This window comes from Stenotrophomonas sp. PUT21, assembly GCF_052232875.1.
Lineage (GTDB): Bacteria > Pseudomonadota > Gammaproteobacteria > Xanthomonadales > Xanthomonadaceae > Stenotrophomonas > Stenotrophomonas maltophilia_N.
In genome coordinates this window covers 3,557,343-3,579,852 of record NZ_CP197645.1, presented here as the reverse complement: position 1 = coordinate 3,579,852, position 22,510 = coordinate 3,557,343, and the positions used below count along the sequence as shown (strand labels likewise).

Genomic DNA, 22,510 nt, shown 5'->3' with positions numbered 1-22,510 from the left:
ACCGGATCGCGGGCGTGCTGCCCGCGATCCTCGTCTCAACCGACGCTTGGGCTGTCGGGCTGCGGATACACCACGGTGCGGTTGCGACCCTGTTCCTTGGCCATGTACAGCGCCTTGTCGGCCAGCCGCAGCGCCTGCTGCGGATCGTCATGGTAGGTCGGGTAGTGCGCCACGCCCAGCGACACCGTAACCGTGCCAACCTGCTCGAAGACTTCAGCGGCCACCTGCACGCGCAGGCGCTCGGCAACCCGAGCGGCGTTGGTGACATCGATGCCCGGCAGCAGCATCAGGAACTCCTCACCGCCATTGCGGCAGAGCAGGTCGGTATCGCGCGCGTCATCGCGCATGAGCTGCGCGATGCGCAGGATCACGGCATCGCCGACCGCGTGGCCGAAGCGGTCGTTGATGGTTTTGAAGCGGTCGATATCCAGCGCGATGATGCCGAACGGCTGCCCGCGTGCCTGCCAGTCTTCCAGCCCCTGCTGCAGGCCACGCCGGTTCTGCAGGCCGGTCAACGGATCGGTCATGCTGGCGCGGTTGAGCTTGCCGATCCGGTCCTGCAGCAAGTTGAAGCTGTACAGCAGGGCGTTCTTGAGCTGGGCAACCTCGTAGTACCAGGCGCGGATGCCGGTGACGTGGCGGATGGCGATGCCGGTATCGCGGTTCTGCACGTTGCGCGCCAGCTGCCACAGTGGCAGCGAGATGCGCCGCGCGAACCACCAGGTGATCAGCAGCGACAGGATGCCAAGTGGGATCGCATTCCAGATCACCGAGGACATCAGCTGCGACAGCGGCGCCAACGTGGCCGTGGTCGGCCGCTGGGCCACCACACCCCAGCCGACGCTCGGCACCGGTGCGTAGCCTGCCAGCATCTGCACGCCGTGGCTGTTGCGTACCTGCTGGGCGCCGGAGTGGCCTTGGGTGACCGCCTGCACGGCCGGGTTCTCCAGTGCGAACTGGCCGACCCGGTCCTGCTCGATGTGGTACAGGATGCGGCCGTGGCGGTCGACCACGTACAGGTAGGAGCCATCACGGTAGTAATGCTTGCCCAGCAGCGACTGCAGGATGCTGCGCTGACGCAGGTAGATGGTGCCGCTGACGTAGCCCTGGTACTCGCCCTGCGTGGAGAAGATCGGGTGCGAGATCGCCACCAGCAGCCGGCCGGTGGCCGACTGGTACGGATCGCTGATGAACGGCACGCGGCGGGCGAGCGCATCGCGGTTGCCGGCGCTCTTGAGCAGCACACCCTGCAGCGCCAGGCTCTGCGGTGAGGTGGCCAGCACGGTGCCGCCGGCATCGACGATCAAAACCGAATTGAAGCTGTTGGTCTGCAGCTGCAGGCGCGCAGCCTCGGCCTCCAGTGCCGGGCGATCATGCCGGCGCTGACCAAGCAGGGTCGCGCTGTAGGCAACCTGCTGCTGGGCCGACAGCACGAAGTTCTGGGTCGATTCGGCAAGCTTGCTGGCATACACGCGGTTGGCTTCCAGCGTGTTGCCGATCAGCTGTTCGCGCTGCACGCGGTAGCTGGCATGCAGGGTATTGGCCAGCGCGATGATGGCGCTGAGCAGGGCCAGGGCAAGGATCAACGTGCCGAGGTTGAGGCGGGCGGACAACGGGCGCATGCAGGTCACGGGCAGCAGGGTGCAGCACCAACCGGAACACGCGGGTGGAACGGCAGCAGCGAAGCAGTCAGGAGCGCACGACACAGTGCCGACCCGGTGCGCGTCCCGCGCTCGCCGTTCGACGACCCCGCCCCCGGGCGGTCAACAACTCTTGCGGCGGCGATTATTGCGGATAACGCCCCTGCATGGGTGAAGTGAGGCGCCGCCGTGGCGGCACGCTGCCTCCCGTAAGGGCACCCGCGGGCGCGCCTCAGCGCTCCAGACGCTTGCGCAGCACGCCGCGCAGGTGATCGGCGCCGGCCGGGTCGAGCGGGCCGAGCACGCCACGCACGGCCTCGGGGATGTGCGCGGCGGTGTGATCATCGGCCTCGAAGACGTAATGCTGGAACAGCGCCTGCCAGTGGGCGCGCTGCGCCGGCGGCAGATCGCGGATGGCGAGCAGGGAGAGCATCAGTGCGTTCATCGGCGCATCCATCCACGCCGGCACCGGCCGCCACCAGTAATTGACCAGTACATTGAAGGCGTCCAGCCCTTCCATGTGGTGCCACCACAGCGAGGGAATGAACACGGCATCGCCGGGCCCCAGCTCGGCCACCTGTGCGTGCGCCAGCGCCTCGCTGAAGCGTGGGAAGCGGGCCAGGTCCGGTGCAGCGAAGTCGACCAGGCTGACCGCCTGACCGGCCGGCGTGAAGTCCAGGGGCCCGATATACAGATTGCCCACCTGCGCCGGCGGGAACAGGGTCACGCGGCGGCGGCCGGCCGCCACGCAGGCGAGGTTGTCCGGCACGTCCTGGTGGGCGGCGATGCGCGAGCGGTTGCCGATCCAGATGCTGGCCAGCGGATCGGCTACGCCCATGTCCAGTGCATTGGCCTGGCGGAAGCCGGGCAGGAAACTGTCCAGCGTGGTCGAGGCGACGTAGATCGACGGCGGCGCCGGTGCAGGGGCGTACTTGAGCAGGGTGTCGAGCACGACCTTCAATGGGATCTGCTCGCGGCGGAAATTGAAGCCGCTCATCTCCGCGTTATAGAACACACGCCCCTTGGCCTCCGGCGGTGCCGTGGTGGCGGTGACCGGCATCGTGCCGTGGTCGAACTGTTTGAGATGCGCGACCGCCGCCTGTGCGGACTGCGTCGCTGCGGCGACCAGCGGCCACCCGGCCACCAGCCCGCGGATCACCTTCGGCGTCGTCCAACCCGGCAACTGCGCACGCAGCTGCGCCGGATCCAGATCACGCAGTTCCTCGATCGGGCCGGGCATGGTGGACATCAGCTTCCTGGCGGCAGCGGCGGGTGGCACCCACGGTAGCGCGGGGGTGAGGGAAGCGAAAGGCCGCGGGGTGAGCGCGGCCTTCCGGTGCTGCAGGTGGGGGCGGCTGGCTCAGAACTTGTAGCGCACGCCGAACATGTAACGCGGGCCGGTCTGGGTGGCGTAGCGCAGCATGTTGGAATGGCGCGCGTAGGTGCGCATGGTCTCGTCGGTCAGGTTGATCGCCTCCAGGCTCAGCGTCAGCTGGTCGCTGACCGCGTAGCTGATGTTGAGATCGAGCTGGCCGTAGGCTTCGGTGTAGTTCGGGTTGGGGCCCTGGCCGCCGATGCCGTTGAGGAACTTGTCGCGCCAGTTGTAGGCCGCACGGACCTGCCAGGCATTCTTTTCATAGAACGCCACGAGGTTGGCCGAGTCGCTCAAGCCGATCATCGGGTACTGGTCGCCCAGGCTGTAATTGTCGAAGGTCAGGCCGGACTTCACCTTGGTGTAGTTGGCCGCCAGGCCGAAGCCGGATTGGCCGAACAGGTGCTGCACCGCCAGTTCCCAGCCGTCCAGATGGTCGGAGTGCTGGTTGGCCGGCACGGTGGTGTCGAACCCGGCGACCGGATCACCCGGCTGGCCGACGATGGTACCGGTCATCTGCCCGGCCGAATTGCGGCCGGTGTAGGTCACGCCCGGGTCGCCGGCATGGTTGGTGAAGATGTAATCGCGGATGCAGGGCATGTCGGTCGCGCCGCAGCCCGACCCCAGCGCCTCGTTCCAGTACGCGCCGCCGACCGGCGTGTGCAGGGTGCCGGTGTTCTCGCGCACGATGGTGTTGCTGATGAAGTTCTTGATGTTCTTGCGGAAGAAGCCGACCGAGGCGTAGCTGGATTCCCCGTAGTACCACTCCAGCGACAGGTCGAAGTTGTCCGACACCAGCGGCTCCAGCCCCGGGTTGCCACGCGAGCCGGTGCCGCCCTGGGTGCGCACGATGTCGTCCACCCGCGAGCCGCTCTGGATCTGGGTCCAGCCCGGCCGGCCGATGCTGCGGCTGTAGCTGCCACGCAGCGCGAGCGCCTCGTTGATGTCCAGCTTCAGATCGAGGTTGGGCAGCACATAGTTGTACTTGCCGGTGCCGCCGACGAAGGTGCCGTTGGCGTCGTAGGTCACATTGAACTCGTTGGCCGAGCCCCAGCTGATCCCGGTCGGCAGGCGGACCAGCGCCTGCGATTCCACTTCGGTCTGCTCGTAACGCACGCCTGCTGCCACGTGCAGCGGCATCGACCAGTCGAACGTCGTGCGGTACTGCGCGTAGGCGCTCTTGGATTTCTCCGTGGTGCGGATGTCCTCGGAGTACTCGGTCGGGGCGACATAGCAGGTCGGGCAGGCCGGTTCTGCATCGGTGGCGACCCCGGCCGCCTGCGCACGCAGGCGGTCGAAATCGAAGACCAGGAAGCGGCCGGTCATGCGCGGATCGTTGTGGCCGGAGAACGCCTTGAAGTAGCGGCTCATGTTATCGGCGTACCAGATGTTGTCATCGTAGTCCGACGGATCGCCCAGGCCGCCCCAGCTGTTGCGCTGCATGATGGCCGAGGCCGAGCGGTTTTCCACCTGGGTGTAGCCGACGCCGAAGTCCAGCGCCGAGTAGTCCGCGAATTTGAACGTACCGCGGCCCTGGTACTGCTCGACCTTGGACTTGTTGTAGCTGTTCTGGAAGACCGAGCCGGTGACCAGCGCATCGGAAGCCTGCACACCGCCCGGCGGCAGGTCCATGTGGATGATCGGCAGGTCGCCGCTGTAGTCCACGGTGGTGGTGCCGCGGACGAAGGCGGCCACGCCGAGCACGCCGGCCGAGCCGTAGGGGCCGTCCGGCTGCGATTCGGCGGTGGAGTTGTGGACATCGAAGGACAGGTCCAGCGCGTCGTTGACTTCCCAATCGACGTTGAAGCCCAGCGAATCCATCGAGTTCTTGGTGGCCAGCTTCATTCCGCCCATCGAGACGTCCGAGCCGGTCATGTCTTCGCTGTAGATGATCGGTGCTGCGATCGGGCCGTTGGTCCAGGTGCTGTCGCCCGGGCCGTAGTTGAACCACACCGACAGCTCGCTGCGCTGCTGCTGCACCTTGTTCTCGACGAAGGTGTAGTCGAGCGTGGTGGTGATGTTGTCGGCCGGCTTCCACTGGAACGTAGCCTGGCCGTTGGTGCGCTGGCGCTGTACGCCATTGACGTTGTACGCGGTGTTCTGCGGGCGGCCGTAGATATCGTCGGGATCCGGACGGTTGGTGATGCGGTCCGAATAGCCCTGGCCCGGCAGCGGCAGTCCCCGCCAGTCGGTGGCTTCGTTGCCGCGGAAGGTCGCCCAGCCCTCGGCCACGGTGGCCTGGTTGAAGCCGGAGTCGCGTTCCTGGTGGCTGGCGCTCAGCGCCACGCCGAAGCGGCCATCGGCATAGGTCTGGCTGAAGATGCCGGACAGCTCACCGGTCACTTTCGAGCCCTGCAGCGTGCGCGGCAGGTTGTCGTTGGAGGAATCGTTGACCGCCTTCAGGCCGAGGCTGATCACCGGTTCGGACTCCAGCGGGCGCATCGTCTTGATGTTGATCGTCGCACCGATGCCACCGGCCGGATTGTCGGCACGGCCGGTCTTGTAGACCTCCACCGCCGACACCGACTCGGCGGCCAGGTTGGCGAAATCGAACGAGCGCGAACTGTTCAGGCCGGCGCCGCCGGCGCCGAGGTTGGAGGCGGGCATCTGCCGGCCGTTGAGCAGCACCAGGTTGTAGTCCGGGCCGATGCCGCGCACGGTCACCTTCGAGCCCTCGCCACTGGCGGTGCGGTCGATCGAGACGCCGCTGATGCGCTGCAGCGATTCGGCCAGGTTGGTATCCGGGAACTTGCCGATGTCTTCGGCAACGATGCCGTCGACCACACCCTGGCTGTCGCGCTTGAGGTTCATCGACGAGGTGAGGCTGCCACGGATGCCGGTGACCTGCACCGTATCGAGCGTGGTGGGATCGACGCCATCTGGGGCCGTCGTGGTGGTCTCTCGGGCCGCGGGATCCTGTGCCCAGGCCGGACCGGCCAGGACAGCGAGAAGTGCGGAGGTGAGCATCGCCTTGCGGGGTACGGCCTTGTACGTCTTCATGATGATCCCTCCCCAGGGAATTCGATCGTGGCGGTTCTGCGTTGTGTCGGCGCGGGTTCCAGTGCGCACGGCCCGGATTGGAGCCATGGTTGACAGCGTTGTCAACAAACGTCATCCGCAGTGCGCTTCCCTCGACGCCCGTCACGCCTCCCGCATCGCAGCTGCATCGGCCCCGTGTGGAGCGGAAACACTGCAACGCGGGCGCTGCCGCCTGATTTCGCCGGGACGTAGGCATCGCGATGGACGACGCTGATCCGTTGTGCAGTGCAGAACGAAACTGCGCGAAGTCGCTCGGGCACGTTCACCGCCGCAGTAACCGGCCCGTGGCGTGGTTGGCTGACAGCGCTGGACAATCGCAGTCCAAGCAGGTTCCATGTCTGGCCGCCGACTGGCCGGCACTCCCAATCTGGAAGGACATGCAATGGACACTCCTGCTGCCGTCCGCGGACAACACGTGCAAAGCAATGGCGTTGCACTGGCCGTGGTCACTGCCATCTTTTTCATGTGGGGCTTTCTCACCTGCCTCAACGACATCCTGATCCCGCACCTCAAGGCGGCGTTCGCGCTGACCTGGGTGCAGGCGATGCTGGTCCAGTTCACCTTTTTCGGTGCGTACTTCCTGATGTCGCTCCCGGCCGGGCGCCTGGTCGCGGCGGTGGGCTACAAGCGCGGCATCGTCGCCGGCCTGGCCATTGCCGGCGTGGGCGCGTTGCTGTTCTGGCCCGCGGCGCAGGCGCATGTGTACGGCCTGTTCCTCGGCGCGCTGTTCGTGCTGGCCACCGGCATCACCGTGCTGCAGGTCGCCGCCAATCCCTACGTGGCGCTGCTCGGGCCGGAACAGACCAGCTCCAGCCGGCTGACGCTGGCGCAGTCGATGAATGCGCTGGGCACCACCATTGCGCCGTTGTTCGGTGGTCTGCTGATCCTCTCGGCCGCGCCGCGCACGGCCGATGAGCTGGCCCTGCTGCCGCAGGCCGAAGCGCTGGCCTACCGCGCGGCCGAAGCGCAATCGGTGCAGCTGCCGTACTTCGGCCTGGCGGTGGCGCTGTTCGTGCTGGCGGTGGCGATCTGGATGTTCCGCCTGCCGGCCATTCCCGGCGTGGAAGGCGTGGCAGCCACCGGCCGCGGCCGCCTGCGCGATGCGTTGCGCCACCGCCACCTGCGCTATGGCGTGCTGGCCATCTTCTTCTACGTGGGCGCGGAGGTGTCGATCGGCAGCGTGCTGGTCAATTTCCTCTCGATGCCCGGCATCGGTGAGGGGCTGACCGAGCAGGAAGCCACGCGTTACGTGTCCTTGTACTGGGGCGGTGCGCTGGTCGGGCGTCTGCTTGGTGCGGCCCTGCTGACCCGCCTGGACCCGCGCCGCATGCTGGGAGTCTTCGCGCTGATCGTGATCGCGCTGCTCACGGTGACGATGCTGGGCAGCGGCAACCTGGCCAAGTGGAGCGTGGTCAGCATCGGCCTGTTCAACTCGATCATGTTCCCGACCATCTTCGCGCTGGCGATCGCCCGCCTGGGCACGCTCACCGGGCAGGCATCGAGCCTGCTGGTGATGGCGATCGTGGGCGGCGCGGTGATCCCGCTGGCGATGGGCTGGCTGGCCGACCATCACGGGCTGCAGGTGTCCTTCCTGCTGCCGATGCTGTGCTACCTGTTCATTGCCTTCTATGCGTGGCGCGGTTCTCGCCACAGCACCTGAGGCAGGCGCTCAGCGGCGCCGCGGGGGGGTGCGTGGATTCGCGCACCAGCACCGCGTGGTCGACGGTGACCATGATGCCGGCCTCCGGGGAGCGGATGCGGTCGATCAACTGCTCGGTGGCCAGCCGTCCCATCGAGGCGGTCGGCTGGCGCACGGTGGTCAGTGCCGGGTAGATATGCCCGGCGATCGGCGTGTCATCGAAGCCGCACACCGACAGGTCGCGCGGGATGCGCAGGCCGCGTTGGCCGGCGACGCGGAACACGGCGGCGGCCATGTCGTCGTTGGCGGCGAAGATCGCCGTCGGCGGCGCTGGCAGATCCAGCAGCGCGTTGGCCGCGTCGATGCCGGATTCGAACGAGAACTGGCCGTTGACCACCAGCGCCGGGTCGTACTCGATGCCGTAGCGGCGCAGCGCCTGGCGATAGCCGGCGTGACGCCACTGGCAGGCGCCATGCGCACGCGGCCCCTTGATGTGGCCGATGCGTTGATGGCCCTGCGCGACCAGATGGCCGATCAGTTCGACCACCGCGGTGGTCTCGTCCATGCGCACCCCGATGCAGCCCTCGGGGTGCCGCGGCGCAATGGAGGCATACGGAATCTCGTGCTCTTCCAGATAGGCCAGCACCACCGCGTCGTCGGTCAGCGGCGGGATCAGCACCACCCCGTCAGGGCGCGAATTCTCGAACAGCGCGGCCAGGTCCGGCAGCGTGCGGCGCGCGGTGCCGACCGGGCCCAGGATCAGGTTGTAGTGGTTGGCGTGGCAGGCCTCCAGCATCCCGTTCTGGATTTCCATCAGGTAATTGCGCGAGGGGTTGTTGTAGACCAGCGCCAGCGCGTACGAGCGCTGCCCGGCCAGGCTGCGCGCCGAGAGGTTGGGCTTGTAGCCGAGGCGGGTCACCGCGGCCAGCACGCGATCACGCGTTTCCGCACGCACGTTGGGCTCGTTGTTGAGCACGCGGGACACCGTTTTGATCGATACCCCCGCAACGGCGGCGACATCCTCGATACGACTACGCATGATGCGGGGGTTCCTCTTGGAGGGGCGGGCGGGCAGATGCCGATGGTAGTGCGCGTGTGTCACATCGATGTTGCCGATGCAGGCGGATGTTGCCATGCCGGCGACGTGCGTGGCGGGTTCGTGTTTTCCATGCCGCGATGCAGCACTTCAGGCGACGGTGGGCGAGCGTCTTCGCCGGCGATCCCTGCTGCAGCGGGACTTGGCCAGCAACGCTGTGCGCAGGCGGTTGACAGCGTTGCCATGGGCTTATATGACAGCGCTGTCAGACAGGGCGCTGACCGAGGCGGTATCGCCACCCGCCGGCCCGCGACATCGCGGCGCGGGCGGTGCCCGGCTGCGGTCACGCCCGTCCCGTTCGCGCATATTTCATCAGAGGAAGATGTCCAGTGATCAGCTCCAACAAGACGATACTCGCCACCTGCCTGTTGGCTGCGCTGGCCTCGACGGCCGGTGCCGCACCGGCCACCGGTGAACGCCTGCAGGACTGGCCCCACGTGACCAGCGCCATCGGGCCCGATGCCGCGCTGGAGGCGCGCGTGCGGGAGATCGTGGGGCAGATGACGCTGGCACAGAAGGTGGGCCAGATGACCCAGCCCGAGATCAAGATGATCACGCCCGATGAGGTCCGCCAGTACTACATCGGCTCGGTCCTCAATGGCGGCGGCTCTTGGCCGGGCATGGACAAGCACGCCACGGTGGCGCAGTGGCTGCAGCTGGCCGATGCGTACCGCGCGGCCTCGCTGGCCACCGATGCACGCACGCCGATCCCGGTGATCTGGGGCACCGATGCGGTGCACGGCCACAACAACGTGTACGGCGCTACGCTGTTCCCGCACAACATCGGGCTGGGCGCGGCCGGCGATGCCGCGCTGATCGAACGGATCGGCCAGGCCACCGCCCACGCGGTGCGCGCGACGGGTATCGACTGGGTGTTCGCGCCGACCCTGGCGGTGGCGCACGATCCACGTTGGGGCCGCACCTACGAAAGCTACTCCTCCGACCCGCACGTGATCCGCGCATTCGCCCAGGCCTACGTCAAGGGCGCGCAGGGGCGCTTTGGCGACGACGGCAATGTCGTCGCTACCGCCAAGCACTACATCGGCGATGGCGCGACCGACAACGGCCGCGACCAGGGGGAGGCGCTGGTCGACAAGGCCACGATGATCAACGTGCACGGGCAGGGCTACTACGGCGCCCTCGGCGAAGGCGTGCAGACGGTGATGGCCTCGTTCAACAGCTGGAACGACCGCAGTGGCGGCGTCGACTACGGCAAGATGCACGGCAACAAGGCCCTGCTGACCGGTGCGCTGAAAGAGAAGATGGGCTTTGACGGTTTCGTCGTCTCCGACTGGAACGGTATTGCCCAGATACCCGGGTGCCGCAACGACAGCTGCGCGCAGGCGATCAACGCCGGCATCGACATGGTGATGGTGCCCGACGACTGGAAGGCGTTCATCGCCAACACCATGGCCCAGGTGGAGAGCGGGGAGATCCCGATGGCGCGCATCGATGATGCGGTCACCCGCATCCTGCGCGTGAAGCTGCGCGCGGGCCTGTTCGACCACAAGCCGTCCGACAGCCGCTACGCCGGCGATGTCGCCGCGGTACAGCACCGTGAGCTGGCACGCCAGGCCGTGCGCGAGTCGCTGGTGCTGCTCAAGAACGATGCCAAGGTGTTGCCACTGCGCCGCGATGCGCGGGTCATGGTGGTCGGCAAGAGCGCCGACAACCTGTCCGACCAGTCCGGCGGCTGGTCGCTGACCTGGCAGGGCACCGAGAACCGCAATGCCGACTTCCCGCATGCCGACTCGGTGCTCGGTGCGCTGCGTGCCGAGCTGGGCACCCAGCAGGTTGCCTACAGCGCCGATGCGACGGCGCTGGACCCCACCCGGTTCGATGTCGTGGTGGCGGTGATCGGCGAGACGCCCTATGCCGAAACCAACGGCGACATCCTGGCTTCTGATTCGGTGAGCCACAGCCGCGCGTATCCGCAGGATCTGGCCGTGCTGCGCGCTGCCCAGGCCAGTGGCAAGCCGGTGGTGACCGTCTACTTCTCCGGGCGCCCGATGTACACCAACGACCTGCTCAACCAGTCGCAGGCCTTCGTGGCCGCGTGGCTGCCGGGCACTGAGGGCAAGGGCATCACCGATGTGCTGGTGGCTGGCAAGGACGGCAAGCCCGCACATGATTTCCGCGGGCGCCTGAGCTTCCCGTGGCCGGGCGTTCCCTGCCCCGCGCCGATCGACCGCCCGGACCCTAAGCAGCCGCCGCTGTTCGCGCTCGGCCATGGCCTGAGCTACCGCGCACCGGGCAAGGTCGACCGCCTGCCCGAGGCCAACCCGGACAACTGCGGCGAAGTCACCACGCTGCCGATCTTCAACCGGGCCGACACGCCGCCGTTCGCGCTGCATGTGGCGGCCGGCGGTGCCACCCAGCCGCTGGGCAACGATCTCAACGCCACGTTGCGCTGGCCGGCCGCCGCGCCGGTAGTGCAGGTACGCACCGTGCAGATCAATACCCAGCAGGATGCCAAGGAAGTGACCTGGCTGGCGCCGGCGCAGTTGATCGCACGCAGTTCCTCGCGGCGCAACCTGGGCGCGCTGGCACGCAACCACGGCGCGCTGCAGTTCGATGTGCAGCTGGTGCAGCGCCCGGGCTCGCCGGTGAAGGTGACCATGCAGTGCGGTACCGGCTGCGAGGGAGGGGTGGATATCGCGCCGGTCCTGGCCAGGCTTTCGCCGGGGCAGAAGCAGACCGTGACCGTACCGCTGGCGTGCTTTGCCCAGCAGGGCGTGGACCTGGGTGCGGTGGAAGCGCCGTTCGTGGTGAGCGCCGACAAGCCGTTCGCGGCGGCGTTCACCCAGGTGCGCGTATCGGTGGATGCAGACAACGCGGCGGGCGTGGTGCGCTGCCCGTAGCGCCGGGCGCTGCCCGGACATCCCCCTCAACGAAAAAGGCCCCGCGATGCGGGGCCTTTTTCTGTTCGCCTGGAACGCGTGTCAGCGCTTCATCGAACCGAAGAACTCGTCGTTGGACTTGGTGTTCTTCATCTTGTCGAGCAGGAATTCCATTGCGGCCATTTCATCCATCGGATGCAGCAGCTTGCGCAGGATCCAGATCTTCTGCAGCAGTTCCGGTTCGATCAGCAGGTCTTCGCGACGGGTGCCCGAGCGGTTGATGTCGATTGCCGGGAACACGCGCTTTTCGGAGATGCGACGGCTCAGGTGCACTTCGCTGTTGCCGGTGCCCTTGAACTCTTCGTAGATCACCTCGTCCATCTTGCTGCCGGTATCGACCAGCGCGGTGGCGATGATGGTCAGGCTGCCGCCTTCCTCCACGTTGCGCGCCGCGCCGAAGAAGCGCTTCGGACGGTGCAGGGCATTGGCATCCACACCACCGGTGAGCACCTTGCCGGAGCTGGGCACCACGTTGTTGTAGGCACGTGCCAGGCGGGTGATCGAGTCGAGCAGGATCACCACGTCCTTCTTGTGCTCGACCAGGCGCTTGGCACGCTCGATCACCATTTCGGCGACCTGCACGTGACGAGCGGCCGGCTCGTCGAAGGTGGAGCTGATGACTTCGCCGCGCACGGTGCGCTGCATTTCCGTCACTTCTTCCGGGCGCTCATCGATCAGCAGCACGATCAGGTGCACGTCCGGATGATTGGTGGTGATCGCAGTGGCCACCTGCTGCATCATCATCGTCTTGCCGGCCTTGGGCTGGGAGACGATCAGCGAACGCTGACCCTTGCCCTGCGGTGCCATCAGATCGAGGATGCGGCCGGTGATGTCTTCGGACGAACCGTTGCCGCGTTCCAGGGTGAAGCGCTTGCGCGGGAACAGCGGGGTCAGGTTCTCGAACAGCACCTTGTTCTTGGACGCTTCCAGCGGCTCACCATTGATGGTGTCCACGATCGACAGCGCGAAGTAGCGCTCGCCGTCCTTCGGGAAGCGGATGCGGCCGGACAAGTGGTCGCCGGTGCGCAGGTTGAAGCGGCGGATCTGGCTGGGCGAAATGTAGGTATCGTCCGGGCCGGCCAGGTAGCTGGCTTCGGCCGCGCGCAGGAAGCCGAAGCCGTCCGGCAGGATTTCCAGCACGCCGTCGGCGGCGACGCCGTCGCCATGGCGGGTCAGCACCTTGAGCAGGGCGAAGATCACGTCCTGCTTGCGGGCACGGGCCACGCCTTCGGAGATCTGCAGCTGCTCGGCGATTTCCAGCAGCTTCTGCGCCGGCATGCGCTTGAGGTCGCTCAGCGAATAGACCGGGAAGCCTTCGGGCACGTTGGCCTGCTGGCTGCGCACGAACGGCTGCTGTTCGCCGTTGTCCTGCGGCATGCCGTCGTCGTTGTAGCGATCGCCACCGCGGTTGCGGTCACGGCGATTGCGGAAACGGTCGCGGCGGTTGCCTTGGCCTTGGCCCTGACCCTGGTTCTGGCCCTGACCCTGCTGGTACGGGTTCTGCCCGCCCTGCTGGTTCTGGTGACGGCCATTCTGGTTGCGCTGGCCACCGTCGCCGGTGTCCTGCTGACCACCGCCCTGCGAGGGCGATGCGTCGCCACCGGCAGGCGCTGCCGGCGCCGATGCCTGCGGGGCTGCCGAAGGAGCAGCAGCCGGCGCCGGCGCGTCAGACGCGGCAGCCAGAGGCAGAGCGGGTTGTGAGGGGGGGGAACCTGCGTCGGCAGCGGTGTTGGCGGCGGCCTTGGCGACGCGCGGCTTGCGCACGCGCTTCTCGGCGGGCGCGTCGGCGCTCCCGGGTTCGGAAGTAGTGATATCGGACAAGTGCTGGATTCCTCGCTAGAAGGTGCGAGCGCCCGGCAGGGCGGCGAACGTTGGGAAAGGATCTGGAAGGAAACTGCGTCCAGAAGATGCGGCGCGCGAATGCGGCCGGATGTGCCGACACTAACACCGGCTCGCGGCAGCGCGCAAGCCGGGCGGGGCAGGGTCATTCATGCGGGCGACGGGCCCGCGTGGCAGCCGGACGGGGCCGGCTGCCCGCTGCGATCAGGCCAGGGCCTTGTCGAGCATGCCGGCCAGCTGGGCCTTGCCGACGGCACCGATCTGCTGGGCCTGGACTTCGCCGTCCTTGAACACCAGCAGCATCGGGATCGAACGCACGTGGTACTTGGCGGCCAGGGCGCGGTTCTGGTCCACGTTGACCTTGGCGATCTTGGCGCGGCCGTTGTAGGCGTCGGCCAGTTCGTCCAGCGCCGGGGCGATCATCTTGCAGGGACCACACCATTCGGCCCAGAAATCGACCAGCACCGGTTCCTTGGAATTCAGCACTGCGCTATCAAAGTCGGCGTCGCCGACATGTACAACCTTGTCGCTCATCTTGGTTTCTCGTCTGGTAATGCACCCGGCAGGGCCGGAGGAAGTTGAAGTTGGGCAACGCCAACCGGGCGTCACCCTCGTCTGGTGCCTCGTGGCCGCGGGCGGCCAGCGGTGCGTTCGGCGGATGCCTGGACGCTCACGGGGCGCAGTGTACCGCTATCGCCGTGAGCGGACAGACGCTGGTTGGAAAGAAGCGTCCCGTGATCGCCTACCTGCGTTATCGCGACGATCCCGGTTGATATGCGGGGCCGGGACGACGGTTCCAGCCCGGCCGGTGGTCCCGTTCAACCGGCGGCAGGGCGGGTGAATACGGGGTGCAGAGCGCATGTCAGCCGCTGCTACGTACGGCAACGGCGCGCCGGGCGGGCGTTCTCATGACGGCGTGCGACGGGCGAGCCCGGTTTGGCGCCGACATTGCGCTAAACTGGGGCATTGTGCGGCGCCCTGGACCTGGAGTCCGGCCCCGCCAATCCCGGCGCAGGGGCCGTTTGCGACGGTGCCCCCCAAGATTGCAAGCCAGCCCGCACCTCTGCCGGGATGGCCTTACCAAGACGGACTCATGAGCGACAAACCGCTGACCGATTTGACCTTCTCCTCCTTCGAGCTGCATCCGGCCCTGCAGGCCGGCCTTGAAGGAGCCGGATTCACCCGTTGCACGCCCATCCAGGCGCTGACCCTGCCGGTCGCGCTGCCCGGCGGCGACGTCGCCGGCCAGGCCCAGACCGGCACCGGCAAGACCCTGGCCTTCCTGGTCGCCGTGGTGAACCGCCTGCTGACCCGCCCGGCGCTGGCCGACCGCAAGCCGGAAGACCCGCGCGCGCTGATCCTGGCCCCGACCCGCGAGCTGGCGATCCAGATCCACAAGGACGCCGTGAAGTTCGGCTCCGACCTCGGCCTGCGCTTTGCGCTGGTCTACGGTGGCGTGGATTACGACAAGCAGCGCGAGATCCTGCAGCAGGGCGTGGACGTGATCATCGCCACCCCCGGCCGCCTGATCGACTACGTCAAGCAGCACAAGGTGGTTTCGCTGCACGCCTGCGAGATCTGCGTGCTCGACGAAGCCGACCGCATGTTCGACCTGGGCTTCATCAAGGACATCCGCTTCCTGCTGCGCCGCATGCCCGAGCGCACCACGCGCCAGACGCTGCTGTTCAGCGCCACGCTCAGCCACCGCGTGCTGGAGCTGGCCTACGAGCACATGAACGAGCCGCAGAAGCTGGTGGTGGAGAGCGAATCGATCACAGCCGCACGCGTGCGCCAGCGCATCTACTTCCCGGCCGACGAAGAGAAGATTCCGCTGCTGCTGGGCCTGCTCTCGCGCAGCGAAGGCGCCCGCACCATGGTGTTCGTCAACACCAAGGTGTTCGTCGAGCGCGTGGCGCGTTCGCTGGAAAAGGCCGGTTACCGCGTCGGCGTGCTGTCCGGCGATGTGCCGCAGAAGAAGCGTGAGAGCCTGCTCAACCGCTTCCAGAAGGGTCAGCTGGAAATCCTGGTGGCCACCGATGTCGCCGCCCGCGGCCTGCACATCGACGGCATCAAGTACGTCTACAACTACGATCTGCCGTTCGATGCGGAAGACTACGTGCACCGCATCGGCCGTACCGCGCGCCTGGGCGAAGAAGGCGATGCGATCAGCTTCGCCTGCGAGCGCTACGCGATGGGTCTGCCGGATATCGAGGCGTACATCGAGCAGAAGATCCCGGTCGAGCCGGTCACCAGCGAAATCCTGACCCCGATCCCGCGCGCGCCGCGTGCACCGTTGCCGGAAGGCGAGGGCGATGCCGAGGGCGAGGAGAACGAAAGCGTCGGCCAGATCTTCCGCGAGGCACGCGAAGCGCGTGCCGCTGAAGAGCAGCGTCGTGGCGGTGGCAGCAGCCGTGGCGGCAAGCCGGCCGGTGGTCGTGGCGAGCGCCGCGCCCCGGGTGAGCGCAGTGCCGACGGCAAGCCGCGCCGCGAGCGCAAGCCGCGCGTGGAAGGCGAGCAGCCGGTGGTCGCCACCGATGCCGCCGCCAAGCCGCAGCTGGCCCCGAGCGCCGCGCCGTCTGCCGAAGGCAGCCCGGCCGTGGAAGGCGAGCGCGCCCCGCGCAAGCGTCGTCGCCGTCGCCATGGCCGTCCGGTCGAAGGTGCCGAAGGCGCGGCAGCCACCGGCCCGGTGACCCCGGTGCAGGTGACCGCCAAGCCGATGCGTGGCACGCCGGCCGCCGATCCGGGCGCGTCGTTCCTGACCCGCCTGGGCCGCAAGATCCGCCGGATGCTGTCCGGTTCGTAAGACCTGACGGCTGAGGTAGTGCCGGCCGCTGGCCGGCGCTACCGATCAGCCCCCCCTCAGGTTGCCGTTACCTACGCGCCACCCTCGTCCTGCATAATCAGAGGATGAGCGTCCTGCGTTTTGACAATGTCAGCAAACAATATGCCGGCGGCCACCAGGCACTGGTGGACGTCAGCTTCGATGTCGCCCCCGGGGAAATGCTGTTCGTCACCGGTCATTCCGGTGCGGGCAAGAGCACCCTGCTCAAGTTGATCCATCTCGACGAGCGGCCCAGCCGCGGCGCGGTGATCTTCAATGAGCGCAACCTGCTGAAGGTGCGCGGCGGCAGCATTCCGCGGCATCGGCGCGAGGTCGGTGCGGTCTACCAGGACCACCGCCTGCTGATGGACCGCAGCATCGCCGAGAATGTCGCCCTGCCGTTGATCCTGCGTGGCACCCGCCGCAATGAGATCGGCAAGCGGGTGCGCTCGGTGCTGGAACGCATGGGCCTGGGCCATCGCGAAAAAGCGTTGCCCTCGCAGCTGTCGGCCGGTGAGCAGCAGCGCGTCGGCATCGCCCGTGCGATTGTCGGCGAGCCCAAGCTGCTGGTGGCCGATGAGCCGACCGGCAACCTCGATCCGACCCTGGCAGCGGAAATCATGGCGCTGTTCGCCGAGCTGCCCGACCGCGGCACCAGCGTGCTGGTGGTCAGCCATGATCTGGCCCTGCTGCGGCGCATGCGCAAGCGCGTGCTGATCCTGGACCACGGCCGCCTGGTCGATGACATCTCGCCGCAGGACCTGGCCGAATGAACACTCCGGTGACCAAAGAAACCGCCGCGCCGTCGCGCTTCGGCGTGTGGCTGCACCATCATGGCCACAGCGTGGTCTTCAGTCTCGGCCGCGCCTGGCGCAAGCCGTGGGCAACCCTGCTCACGGTGATGGTCATGGCGCTGGCGCTGGCCCTGCCGCTGGGCCTGTCGATCGCGTTGGACAACCTCAAGCATTTCGCCGGCAGCGTGCAGCAATCGCGCGACATCAATCTGTTCCTCAAGACCGACGCCGGTGCCGATGCGGCCCGCCAGGTCGCCGAGACCCTGCGCGGTCGTGCCGATGTGGCCAAGGTCACCGTGCAGACCCCCGAGCAGGGCCTGGCAGAGCTGCGCGAGAGTGCCGGGTTGGGCGAAGCGATCGACGCGTTGCACGACAACCCGCTGCCGACGCTGCTGATCGTGACCCCGGGCGAGGGCGCCGATGACGCGCGCCTGGCGCAGTCGCTGGAAGGCCTGCCGCAGGCCGATCTGGTCCAGCACGATGCGCTGTGGCGCAAGCGCCTGGATGGCTGGCTCGGCTTTGGCACGCGCCTGGTGCAGGTGCTGTCGGTCCTGCTCGGCCTGGGTGCCGCGCTGGTGGTCGGCAATACGGTGCGCCTGGACATCCAGGCCCGCCGCGATGAGATCGGCGTGCTGCAGCTGCTGGGCGCCAGCGATGGCTTCATCCGTCGCCCGTTCCTGTATCTGGGCGCGTGGTACGGCCTGGGGGCCGGTGCGGTGGCGCTGGCACTGATCGGCGCCGCCGGGCTGGCGCTGCGCCCGCCGTTGGCCGCGCTCTCGCAGAGTTACGGCAGCCCCTTCGTGCTGCACGGCCTGGATCTGCTGCATTCCTCGTTCGTGCTGCTCGGCACCGTGGTGCTGGGCTGGCTGGGCGCCTGGCTGGTGACCGGGCATTTCCTGCGCCAGACCCGCCCGACCGAAACCTGAGGCCCGCATGCGTCCGCAAGCCCTCAAGCACCTGGCCGACGACGCACCGCGCGTCATGGTCGTCGATGGCTCCAGGCTGGTCCGCAAGTTGATTGCCGATGTGCTGCAACGCGAACTGCCGGCGGTGGAGGTGGTGGGCTGTGCGAGCATCGCCGAGGCGCGTGCGGCGCTGGATGCCGGCCCGGTCAGTCTGGTCACCACGTCGCTCACGCTGAGCGATGGCGACGGGCTCGACCTGGCGCGCATCGTGCGCGACGCCGCGGGCCAGGCCTACGTGCCGGTGATCGTGGTCTCCGGCGACGCGCAGCAGCATCTGGAGCAGCGCCGTTTCACCGAATACGTCACCGATTATTTCGACAAGGCGCTCGGTCATGAAGCCCTGGCCACCTTCATCCGCGGCTACGTGCAGCCGGAGACCATCCCGGGCGCGACGATTCTCTATGTCGAAGACAGCCGCGTCGTTGCCGAGGCGACCAAGCGCATGCTTGAACGGCAGGGCCTGAACGTGCTGCACGTACTGACCGCCGAAGATGCGTTCGCGCTGCTCACCGCCGAGTCGCTCGGCCGCAGCAGCCATCGCATCGATCTGGTGCTCACCGATGTCACGCTCAAGGGCGAACTCAGTGGCCGCGATGTGGTGCAGCGCGTGCGCGTGGACTTCGGTTATGGCAAGCGCCGCCTGCCGGTGCTGGTGATGACCGGTGACGGCAACCCGCACAACCAATCCGGTCTGCTCCAGGCCGGTGCCAACGATCTGGTGCAGAAGCCGATCGAAGAGCGGCTGCTCATCACCAAGGTGCTGTTCCAGTTGCGCCTGTCCCGCCTCAACGACAAGCCTGTAGTGCGATGAATGACGATGTAGTGCCCAGCATCCAGCTCGAACCGAGCTGGAAGACGCGTATCGGCGATTACCTGCTGCGCCCGGACATGCGCGAACTCTCCGCGTTCCTGCGCCAGCGCAAGGCGGCCGGAGCCCAGGTGTTCCCACCGGGCCCGCAGATCTTTGCCGCCTTCGATGCCACGCCCTTCGACCAGGTCAAGGTGGTCATCCTCGGCCAGGATCCGTATCACGGGCAGGGCCAGGCGCACGGCCTGAGTTTCTCGGTGATGCCGGGCGTGCCGGTGCCGCCGTCGCTGCTGAACATCTATAAAGAAATCGAAGCCGATCTGGGCCTCCCACGGCCCGACCATGGCTGCCTGTTGCCGTGGGCACACCGTGGTGTGCTGCTGCTCAACGCGGTGCTGACGGTGGAAGCGGGCAATGCCGGCTCGCACCAGCGGCGCGGCTGGGAGGGCTTCACCGACCACGTGGTGGACACGCTCAACCGCGAGCGCGACGGCCTGGTGTTCCTGCTGTGGGGCAGCTACGCCCAGCAGAAGGGCAAGGTCATCGATACCGGCCGCCACCGCGTGCTCAAGGCGCCGCATCCTTCGCCGTTGTCGGCGCATCGCGGTTTCCTGGGCTGCCGCCATTTCTCGATGACCAACGAGTACCTGCAACGTCGTGGCCACGACCGCATCGACTGGTCGCTGCCACCGCGTGCCGCGCTGGAGCTGCCGGCGTAGGCACCCGGCCGTGGGCTACACGGCCAGCATCTCGATGATGGATTGCGCGACCTGCCGCTTGCGTGGTGGCAGGCGCCGCAGCAGTGACAGGATGTTGCCTTCCAGATCGTCGCGCACGTAGTCCTGCGCGGGCGCGGTCACCGTCAGTTCTTCGCCGCTGGCCTTGCACGCGCCGCGCCCGGTAGCCAGCCACTCGAAGCGCACCCGTGTACTGACCGCGATATGTGCCAGGTGCGACACACTCGGATGGGTGCCACCCCGGCGCTCCCATTGCGCGACGGCGCTGCGCTTGACCCCGGTTTCCACTGCCAACTGCGTTTGTGACATCCCTGCACTGGTGCGTGCTGCGCGAATCCGATCCGACATCGCCAACATGGCCTTCCCCTTTCTCGTTCCTTGAACGGTGGATGGTTATCGATACTTACCGGGCAGTGATTCTTTTTTCCGTCTGTACAGAACTGCTTACGACCCCTGTCATTCCAACCGCTCCGCCGATAAACCCACGGGCGACAGTGAAACTTCCCCCTGCACGCGAGGTGGCCGGTTTGACGGTTTCCCTGCGTGCACGTACTTAATCCCTCAAGCCGGCCATGACGCGCCGGGACATCCAAAACATCGGAAGCAGGCCGATGCGCTGTCGATCATGGTCGGTATCCACCGGCCCGTGAAAGACCGCTTCGGCCCGGACGCAGGGGATGGCCGATGGATAAAGTTTCTGTTGTGAAGTTGGCGTTACGGCGATTCAGCTTGAGGGCTGGATCGCTGTTATTTGTGATGCTGATCGCATTAACTGCCGGTATTTCTTCGGCCAGCGCGCAATCGGCCTGCACCGCCGGCGCGTGTGTGAGTGCCGGCCCGCGGCTGGCCTCGATCGATTCCACCCAGAGCCCCCTGCTCAACCTGCTGTTCGGCGCGCTCTTGCCGGGCACTACCCTCAATCTCAGCGTGGCCGACTGGAACAACCTGGCCGGGGCCAACATCAATCTCAACGCGTTGCTGACCCAGCTCAACGGCGGCGTGGTGGTCAGTGATCCCAGCCAGGTGCTCAACGCGAACATCACGCTGGGCCAGCTGCGCGCGGCGATGGTGCAGGTCCTGCAGGCCGACGGGCAGACCGCGGCCGCCAATGTCCTCAACGCATTGCCGCTCGGCGCGGCGGGTGTGGGGGGCAGCATCCGCCTGGCCGATATCCTGCAGATCGCACTGCCCACCGGGTCGCTGGCGACCGTGCGCCTGAACGTGCTGGATCTGTTGACCGGTGGCGTGCAGCTGTACAACTTCCGCAACGTACTCACCACGCCGACCCCGATCACGGTCAACACCGCGGCGCTTGGCCTCAATGGCGTGGCGAACGTGCGCCTGTGGCTGCAGGTGGTGGAACCGCCGGTCTACAGCTGCGGTGCGGCCGGTGCGGCGTTCCACAGTGCGGCGATCCGCATCAAGCTGGATCTGGATCTGGTGCAGGGGTTGAACACCGGCACGCTCTCGGCGACGCTCACCGGGCTCAATCTACTCGGCGTCAGCCTGTCCAACACCAGCATCTCCGCCGATGTCCTGCATCTGCAGGTGTACGCCGATGTCGCGCGCGCTGAAGGCGCGATCTCGACGATCAACCTGGTCGGCAACGCGGTCACGCTGCAGGCGCGTCCGGGCCTGGTGAACCTGTATGTCGGCCAGATCAGCGATGCGACGTTCTTCAACCGCACGACGGTGCTGACCGATACCGCGCTGAGTGCGGCCACGCTGACCTCGCTCAGCGTGCGGGTGCGGGTCTCGGCCAATGTTCTCGGCCTGCTCACGCCGGTGGCCGACATCACCATTCCGCTGACGGTGAGCATCCGCAGCTTCGCCACCGCCACGCCCGGGCTGCAGAGCGCGAGTTTCACCGGTCCGTATCCGCAGACCCGGACATTGAATGCCGGCACCGTCAGTGCGGCGACCATGGTCTCCACGCTGGTCAACTCGCTCAGCATCCAGGTCACCAGCGGCAATCCCACGGTCACGCTGCTGGGCGGCCTGGCGCTGCCGCTGCCGGTGGCGGACCTGGTCAACGGCATCGTCAACGCGTTGCTCACCCCGATCCGTACGCAGGTCAACGGGCTGGTCACGCCGGTGCTGACCGCCGTGCTTGGCGGGCTGGTCGACAACCTTCTCGGCCTGCTCGGCATCCGCATCGGCCAGGCGATCTTCACCGTGGAAGGCGTCACCCAGGCCTGCGCGGCGACGCTGCAGCTGGTCAAGGACCTGCAGCCGACCAGCGACACCGGCCGGTTCAATCTGTCCATCACCTACAACGGCAGTACGGTCGGCTCGGCCAGCAACGTCGGCAACAACGGGGCCACCGCCGCGGTGATCACCGTCCCCGGTGGCAGCTACGCGCTGGCCGAGGCCGCTGCCGCCGGCACCACGCTCACCCGCTATGCCAGTACCTGGCAGTGCACCGACCAGAACAACACGGTGGTTTCCTCCGGCAGTGGCGGCAGCTTCACCCTGCAGGCACCGGCAATGACCGCCACCGCAGTGACGCTGGTCTGCCGGATCACCAATCGAACGCGCCAGGCGGATCTGTCGATCACCAAGACCGACGGCAGTGGCAGCTACACGCCGGGCGGAACGGCCACCTACACGCTGCTGGTCCGCAATGACGGTCCGGATGCCGTCACCAACGCCGTGGTCACCGACAGCCTGCCCAACGGCACCACGCTGCGTGGCGCCTGGACCTGCAGCGCCACCAGCGGCAGTACCTGCGCGGTGGCCAGTGGCGGCGCGGTGGGCGGCAACGCAGTGAATGTCGGCGTGAACCTGATCAACGGCGGGCAGGCCACGATCAGCGTGCCGGTCAGCTTCAGCAGCAACCCGGGCGCGTACTAGCGCCCGG

The 22,510-nt window shown here is 67.2% G+C and carries 15 protein-coding genes; 8 read left to right on the top strand and 7 right to left on the bottom strand.

The features are described 5' to 3' along the window. Positions 1–35 precede the first annotated feature (35 nt). The 3 genes from ACTT2I_RS16120 to ACTT2I_RS16110 form a co-directional block, all read right to left on the bottom strand. On the bottom strand, positions 36–1,622 hold the full coding sequence (locus tag ACTT2I_RS16120; RefSeq protein WP_293984665.1) for a sensor domain-containing diguanylate cyclase: 1,587 nt from the start codon (positions 1,620–1,622) through the stop codon (positions 36–38). A gap of 250 nt (positions 1,623–1,872) precedes the next feature. Further along, positions 1,873–2,889, bottom strand: coding sequence for a cupin-like domain-containing protein (locus ACTT2I_RS16115; RefSeq protein ID WP_421098866.1), 1,017 nt, complete (start codon positions 2,887–2,889; stop codon positions 1,873–1,875). A 111-nt stretch (positions 2,890–3,000) separates the two neighbouring features. Then, entirely contained in the window at positions 3,001–6,012 is a 3,012-nt protein-coding gene (locus tag ACTT2I_RS16110) for a TonB-dependent receptor (protein ID WP_421098867.1), read from the bottom strand. Positions 6,013–6,433: 421 nt separating this feature from the next. On the opposite strand from ACTT2I_RS16110, the gene ACTT2I_RS16105 reads away from it, so the two are divergent. Further along, positions 6,434–7,711 carry a sugar MFS transporter gene (locus ACTT2I_RS16105; RefSeq protein WP_293984669.1) on the top strand — a complete coding sequence of 426 codons (1,278 nt, stop codon included), beginning with the start codon at positions 6,434–6,436 and terminating at the stop codon, positions 7,709–7,711. Here ACTT2I_RS16105 and ACTT2I_RS16100 read toward each other — a convergent pair. After that, positions 7,668–8,729: a LacI family DNA-binding transcriptional regulator gene (locus tag ACTT2I_RS16100; protein WP_421098868.1), complete on the bottom strand. Its 1,062-nt coding sequence runs from the start codon at positions 8,727–8,729 to the stop codon at positions 7,668–7,670. The two genes, ACTT2I_RS16105 and ACTT2I_RS16100, sit on opposite strands and share 44 nt — an antisense overlap. A gap of 386 nt (positions 8,730–9,115) precedes the next feature. Between ACTT2I_RS16100 and ACTT2I_RS16095 the strand changes: the two genes are divergently transcribed. Beyond that, positions 9,116–11,647 (top strand): glycoside hydrolase family 3 protein, encoded by a 2,532-nt coding sequence (locus ACTT2I_RS16095; protein WP_421098869.1) that lies wholly within the window; start codon positions 9,116–9,118, stop codon positions 11,645–11,647. 81 nt (positions 11,648–11,728) lie between these two features. On the opposite strand, the gene rho is transcribed toward ACTT2I_RS16095, so the two are convergent. Together rho and trxA are read right to left on the bottom strand one after the other, a co-directional pair. Continuing rightward, a complete protein-coding gene (rho, locus tag ACTT2I_RS16090; RefSeq protein ID WP_088433607.1) occupies positions 11,729–13,507 on the bottom strand; it encodes a transcription termination factor Rho in 1,779 nt (592 codons plus the stop codon). A gap of 222 nt (positions 13,508–13,729) precedes the next feature. Then, on the bottom strand, positions 13,730–14,059 hold the full coding sequence (gene trxA / locus ACTT2I_RS16085) for a thioredoxin TrxA (protein ID WP_019183509.1): 330 nt from the start codon (positions 14,057–14,059) through the stop codon (positions 13,730–13,732). A gap of 559 nt (positions 14,060–14,618) precedes the next feature. Between trxA and rhlB the strand changes: the two genes are divergently transcribed. The 5 genes from rhlB (at position 14,619) to ung (ending at position 19,632) form a co-directional block, all read left to right on the top strand. Continuing rightward, the gene (gene rhlB / locus ACTT2I_RS16080) at positions 14,619–16,328 is read left to right on the top strand and encodes an ATP-dependent RNA helicase RhlB (RefSeq protein ID WP_088433608.1); all 1,710 of its coding nucleotides are present in this window, start codon (positions 14,619–14,621) and stop codon (positions 16,326–16,328) included. 104 nt (positions 16,329–16,432) lie between these two features. After that, positions 16,433–17,119 carry a cell division ATP-binding protein FtsE gene (gene ftsE, locus ACTT2I_RS16075; RefSeq protein ID WP_088433609.1) on the top strand — a complete coding sequence of 229 codons (687 nt, stop codon included), beginning with the start codon at positions 16,433–16,435 and terminating at the stop codon, positions 17,117–17,119. Further along, complete coding sequence (ftsX, locus tag ACTT2I_RS16070) at positions 17,116–18,066, top strand: permease-like cell division protein FtsX (RefSeq protein WP_088433610.1); 951 nt, start codon at positions 17,116–17,118, stop codon at positions 18,064–18,066. Before ftsE ends, ftsX begins: the two co-directional genes overlap by 4 nt. Before the next feature lie 7 nt (positions 18,067–18,073). Beyond that, a complete protein-coding gene (locus ACTT2I_RS16065; protein WP_176987995.1) occupies positions 18,074–18,916 on the top strand; it encodes a response regulator in 843 nt (280 codons plus the stop codon). Further along, on the top strand, positions 18,913–19,632 hold the full coding sequence (gene ung / locus ACTT2I_RS16060; protein ID WP_293982546.1) for a uracil-DNA glycosylase: 720 nt from the start codon (positions 18,913–18,915) through the stop codon (positions 19,630–19,632). Before ACTT2I_RS16065 ends, ung begins: the two co-directional genes overlap by 4 nt. 15 nt (positions 19,633–19,647) lie before the next feature. Here the strand turns inward: ung and ACTT2I_RS16055 are convergent, their stop codons facing one another. Further along, positions 19,648–20,007 carry a helix-turn-helix domain-containing protein gene (locus ACTT2I_RS16055; RefSeq protein ID WP_088433613.1) on the bottom strand — a complete coding sequence of 120 codons (360 nt, stop codon included), beginning with the start codon at positions 20,005–20,007 and terminating at the stop codon, positions 19,648–19,650. A gap of 399 nt (positions 20,008–20,406) precedes the next feature. Between ACTT2I_RS16055 and ACTT2I_RS16050 the strand changes: the two genes are divergently transcribed. Next, positions 20,407–22,503, top strand: coding sequence for a hypothetical protein (locus ACTT2I_RS16050; RefSeq protein WP_421098870.1), 2,097 nt, complete (start codon positions 20,407–20,409; stop codon positions 22,501–22,503). Positions 22,504–22,510 lie beyond the last annotated feature (7 nt).

Excerpts from the sequence above, each read along its gene's own strand:
- ACTT2I_RS16115 (WP_421098866.1), bottom strand. The coding sequence starts at position 2,889 with ATGTCCACCATGCCCGGCCCGATCGAGGAACTGCGTGATCTGGATCCG.
- ACTT2I_RS16100 (WP_421098868.1), bottom strand. The coding sequence starts at position 8,729 with ATGCGTAGTCGTATCGAGGATGTCGCCGCCGTTGCGGGGGTATCGATC.
- ACTT2I_RS16105 (WP_293984669.1), top strand. The coding sequence starts at position 6,434 with ATGGACACTCCTGCTGCCGTCCGCGGACAACACGTGCAAAGCAATGGC.
- ACTT2I_RS16055 (WP_088433613.1), bottom strand. The coding sequence starts at position 20,007 with ATGTTGGCGATGTCGGATCGGATTCGCGCAGCACGCACCAGTGCAGGG.
- ACTT2I_RS16065 (WP_176987995.1), top strand. The coding sequence starts at position 18,074 with ATGCGTCCGCAAGCCCTCAAGCACCTGGCCGACGACGCACCGCGCGTC.
- trxA (WP_019183509.1), bottom strand. The coding sequence starts at position 14,059 with ATGAGCGACAAGGTTGTACATGTCGGCGACGCCGACTTTGATAGCGCA.
- ACTT2I_RS16120 (WP_293984665.1), bottom strand. The coding sequence starts at position 1,622 with ATGCGCCCGTTGTCCGCCCGCCTCAACCTCGGCACGTTGATCCTTGCC.
- rhlB (WP_088433608.1), top strand. The coding sequence starts at position 14,619 with ATGAGCGACAAACCGCTGACCGATTTGACCTTCTCCTCCTTCGAGCTG.
- ftsE (WP_088433609.1), top strand. The coding sequence starts at position 16,433 with ATGAGCGTCCTGCGTTTTGACAATGTCAGCAAACAATATGCCGGCGGC.
- ACTT2I_RS16050 (WP_421098870.1), top strand. The coding sequence starts at position 20,407 with ATGCTGATCGCATTAACTGCCGGTATTTCTTCGGCCAGCGCGCAATCG.
- ftsX (WP_088433610.1), top strand. The coding sequence starts at position 17,116 with ATGAACACTCCGGTGACCAAAGAAACCGCCGCGCCGTCGCGCTTCGGC.
- ACTT2I_RS16110 (WP_421098867.1), bottom strand. The coding sequence starts at position 6,012 with ATGAAGACGTACAAGGCCGTACCCCGCAAGGCGATGCTCACCTCCGCA.
- ung (WP_293982546.1), top strand. The coding sequence starts at position 18,913 with ATGAATGACGATGTAGTGCCCAGCATCCAGCTCGAACCGAGCTGGAAG.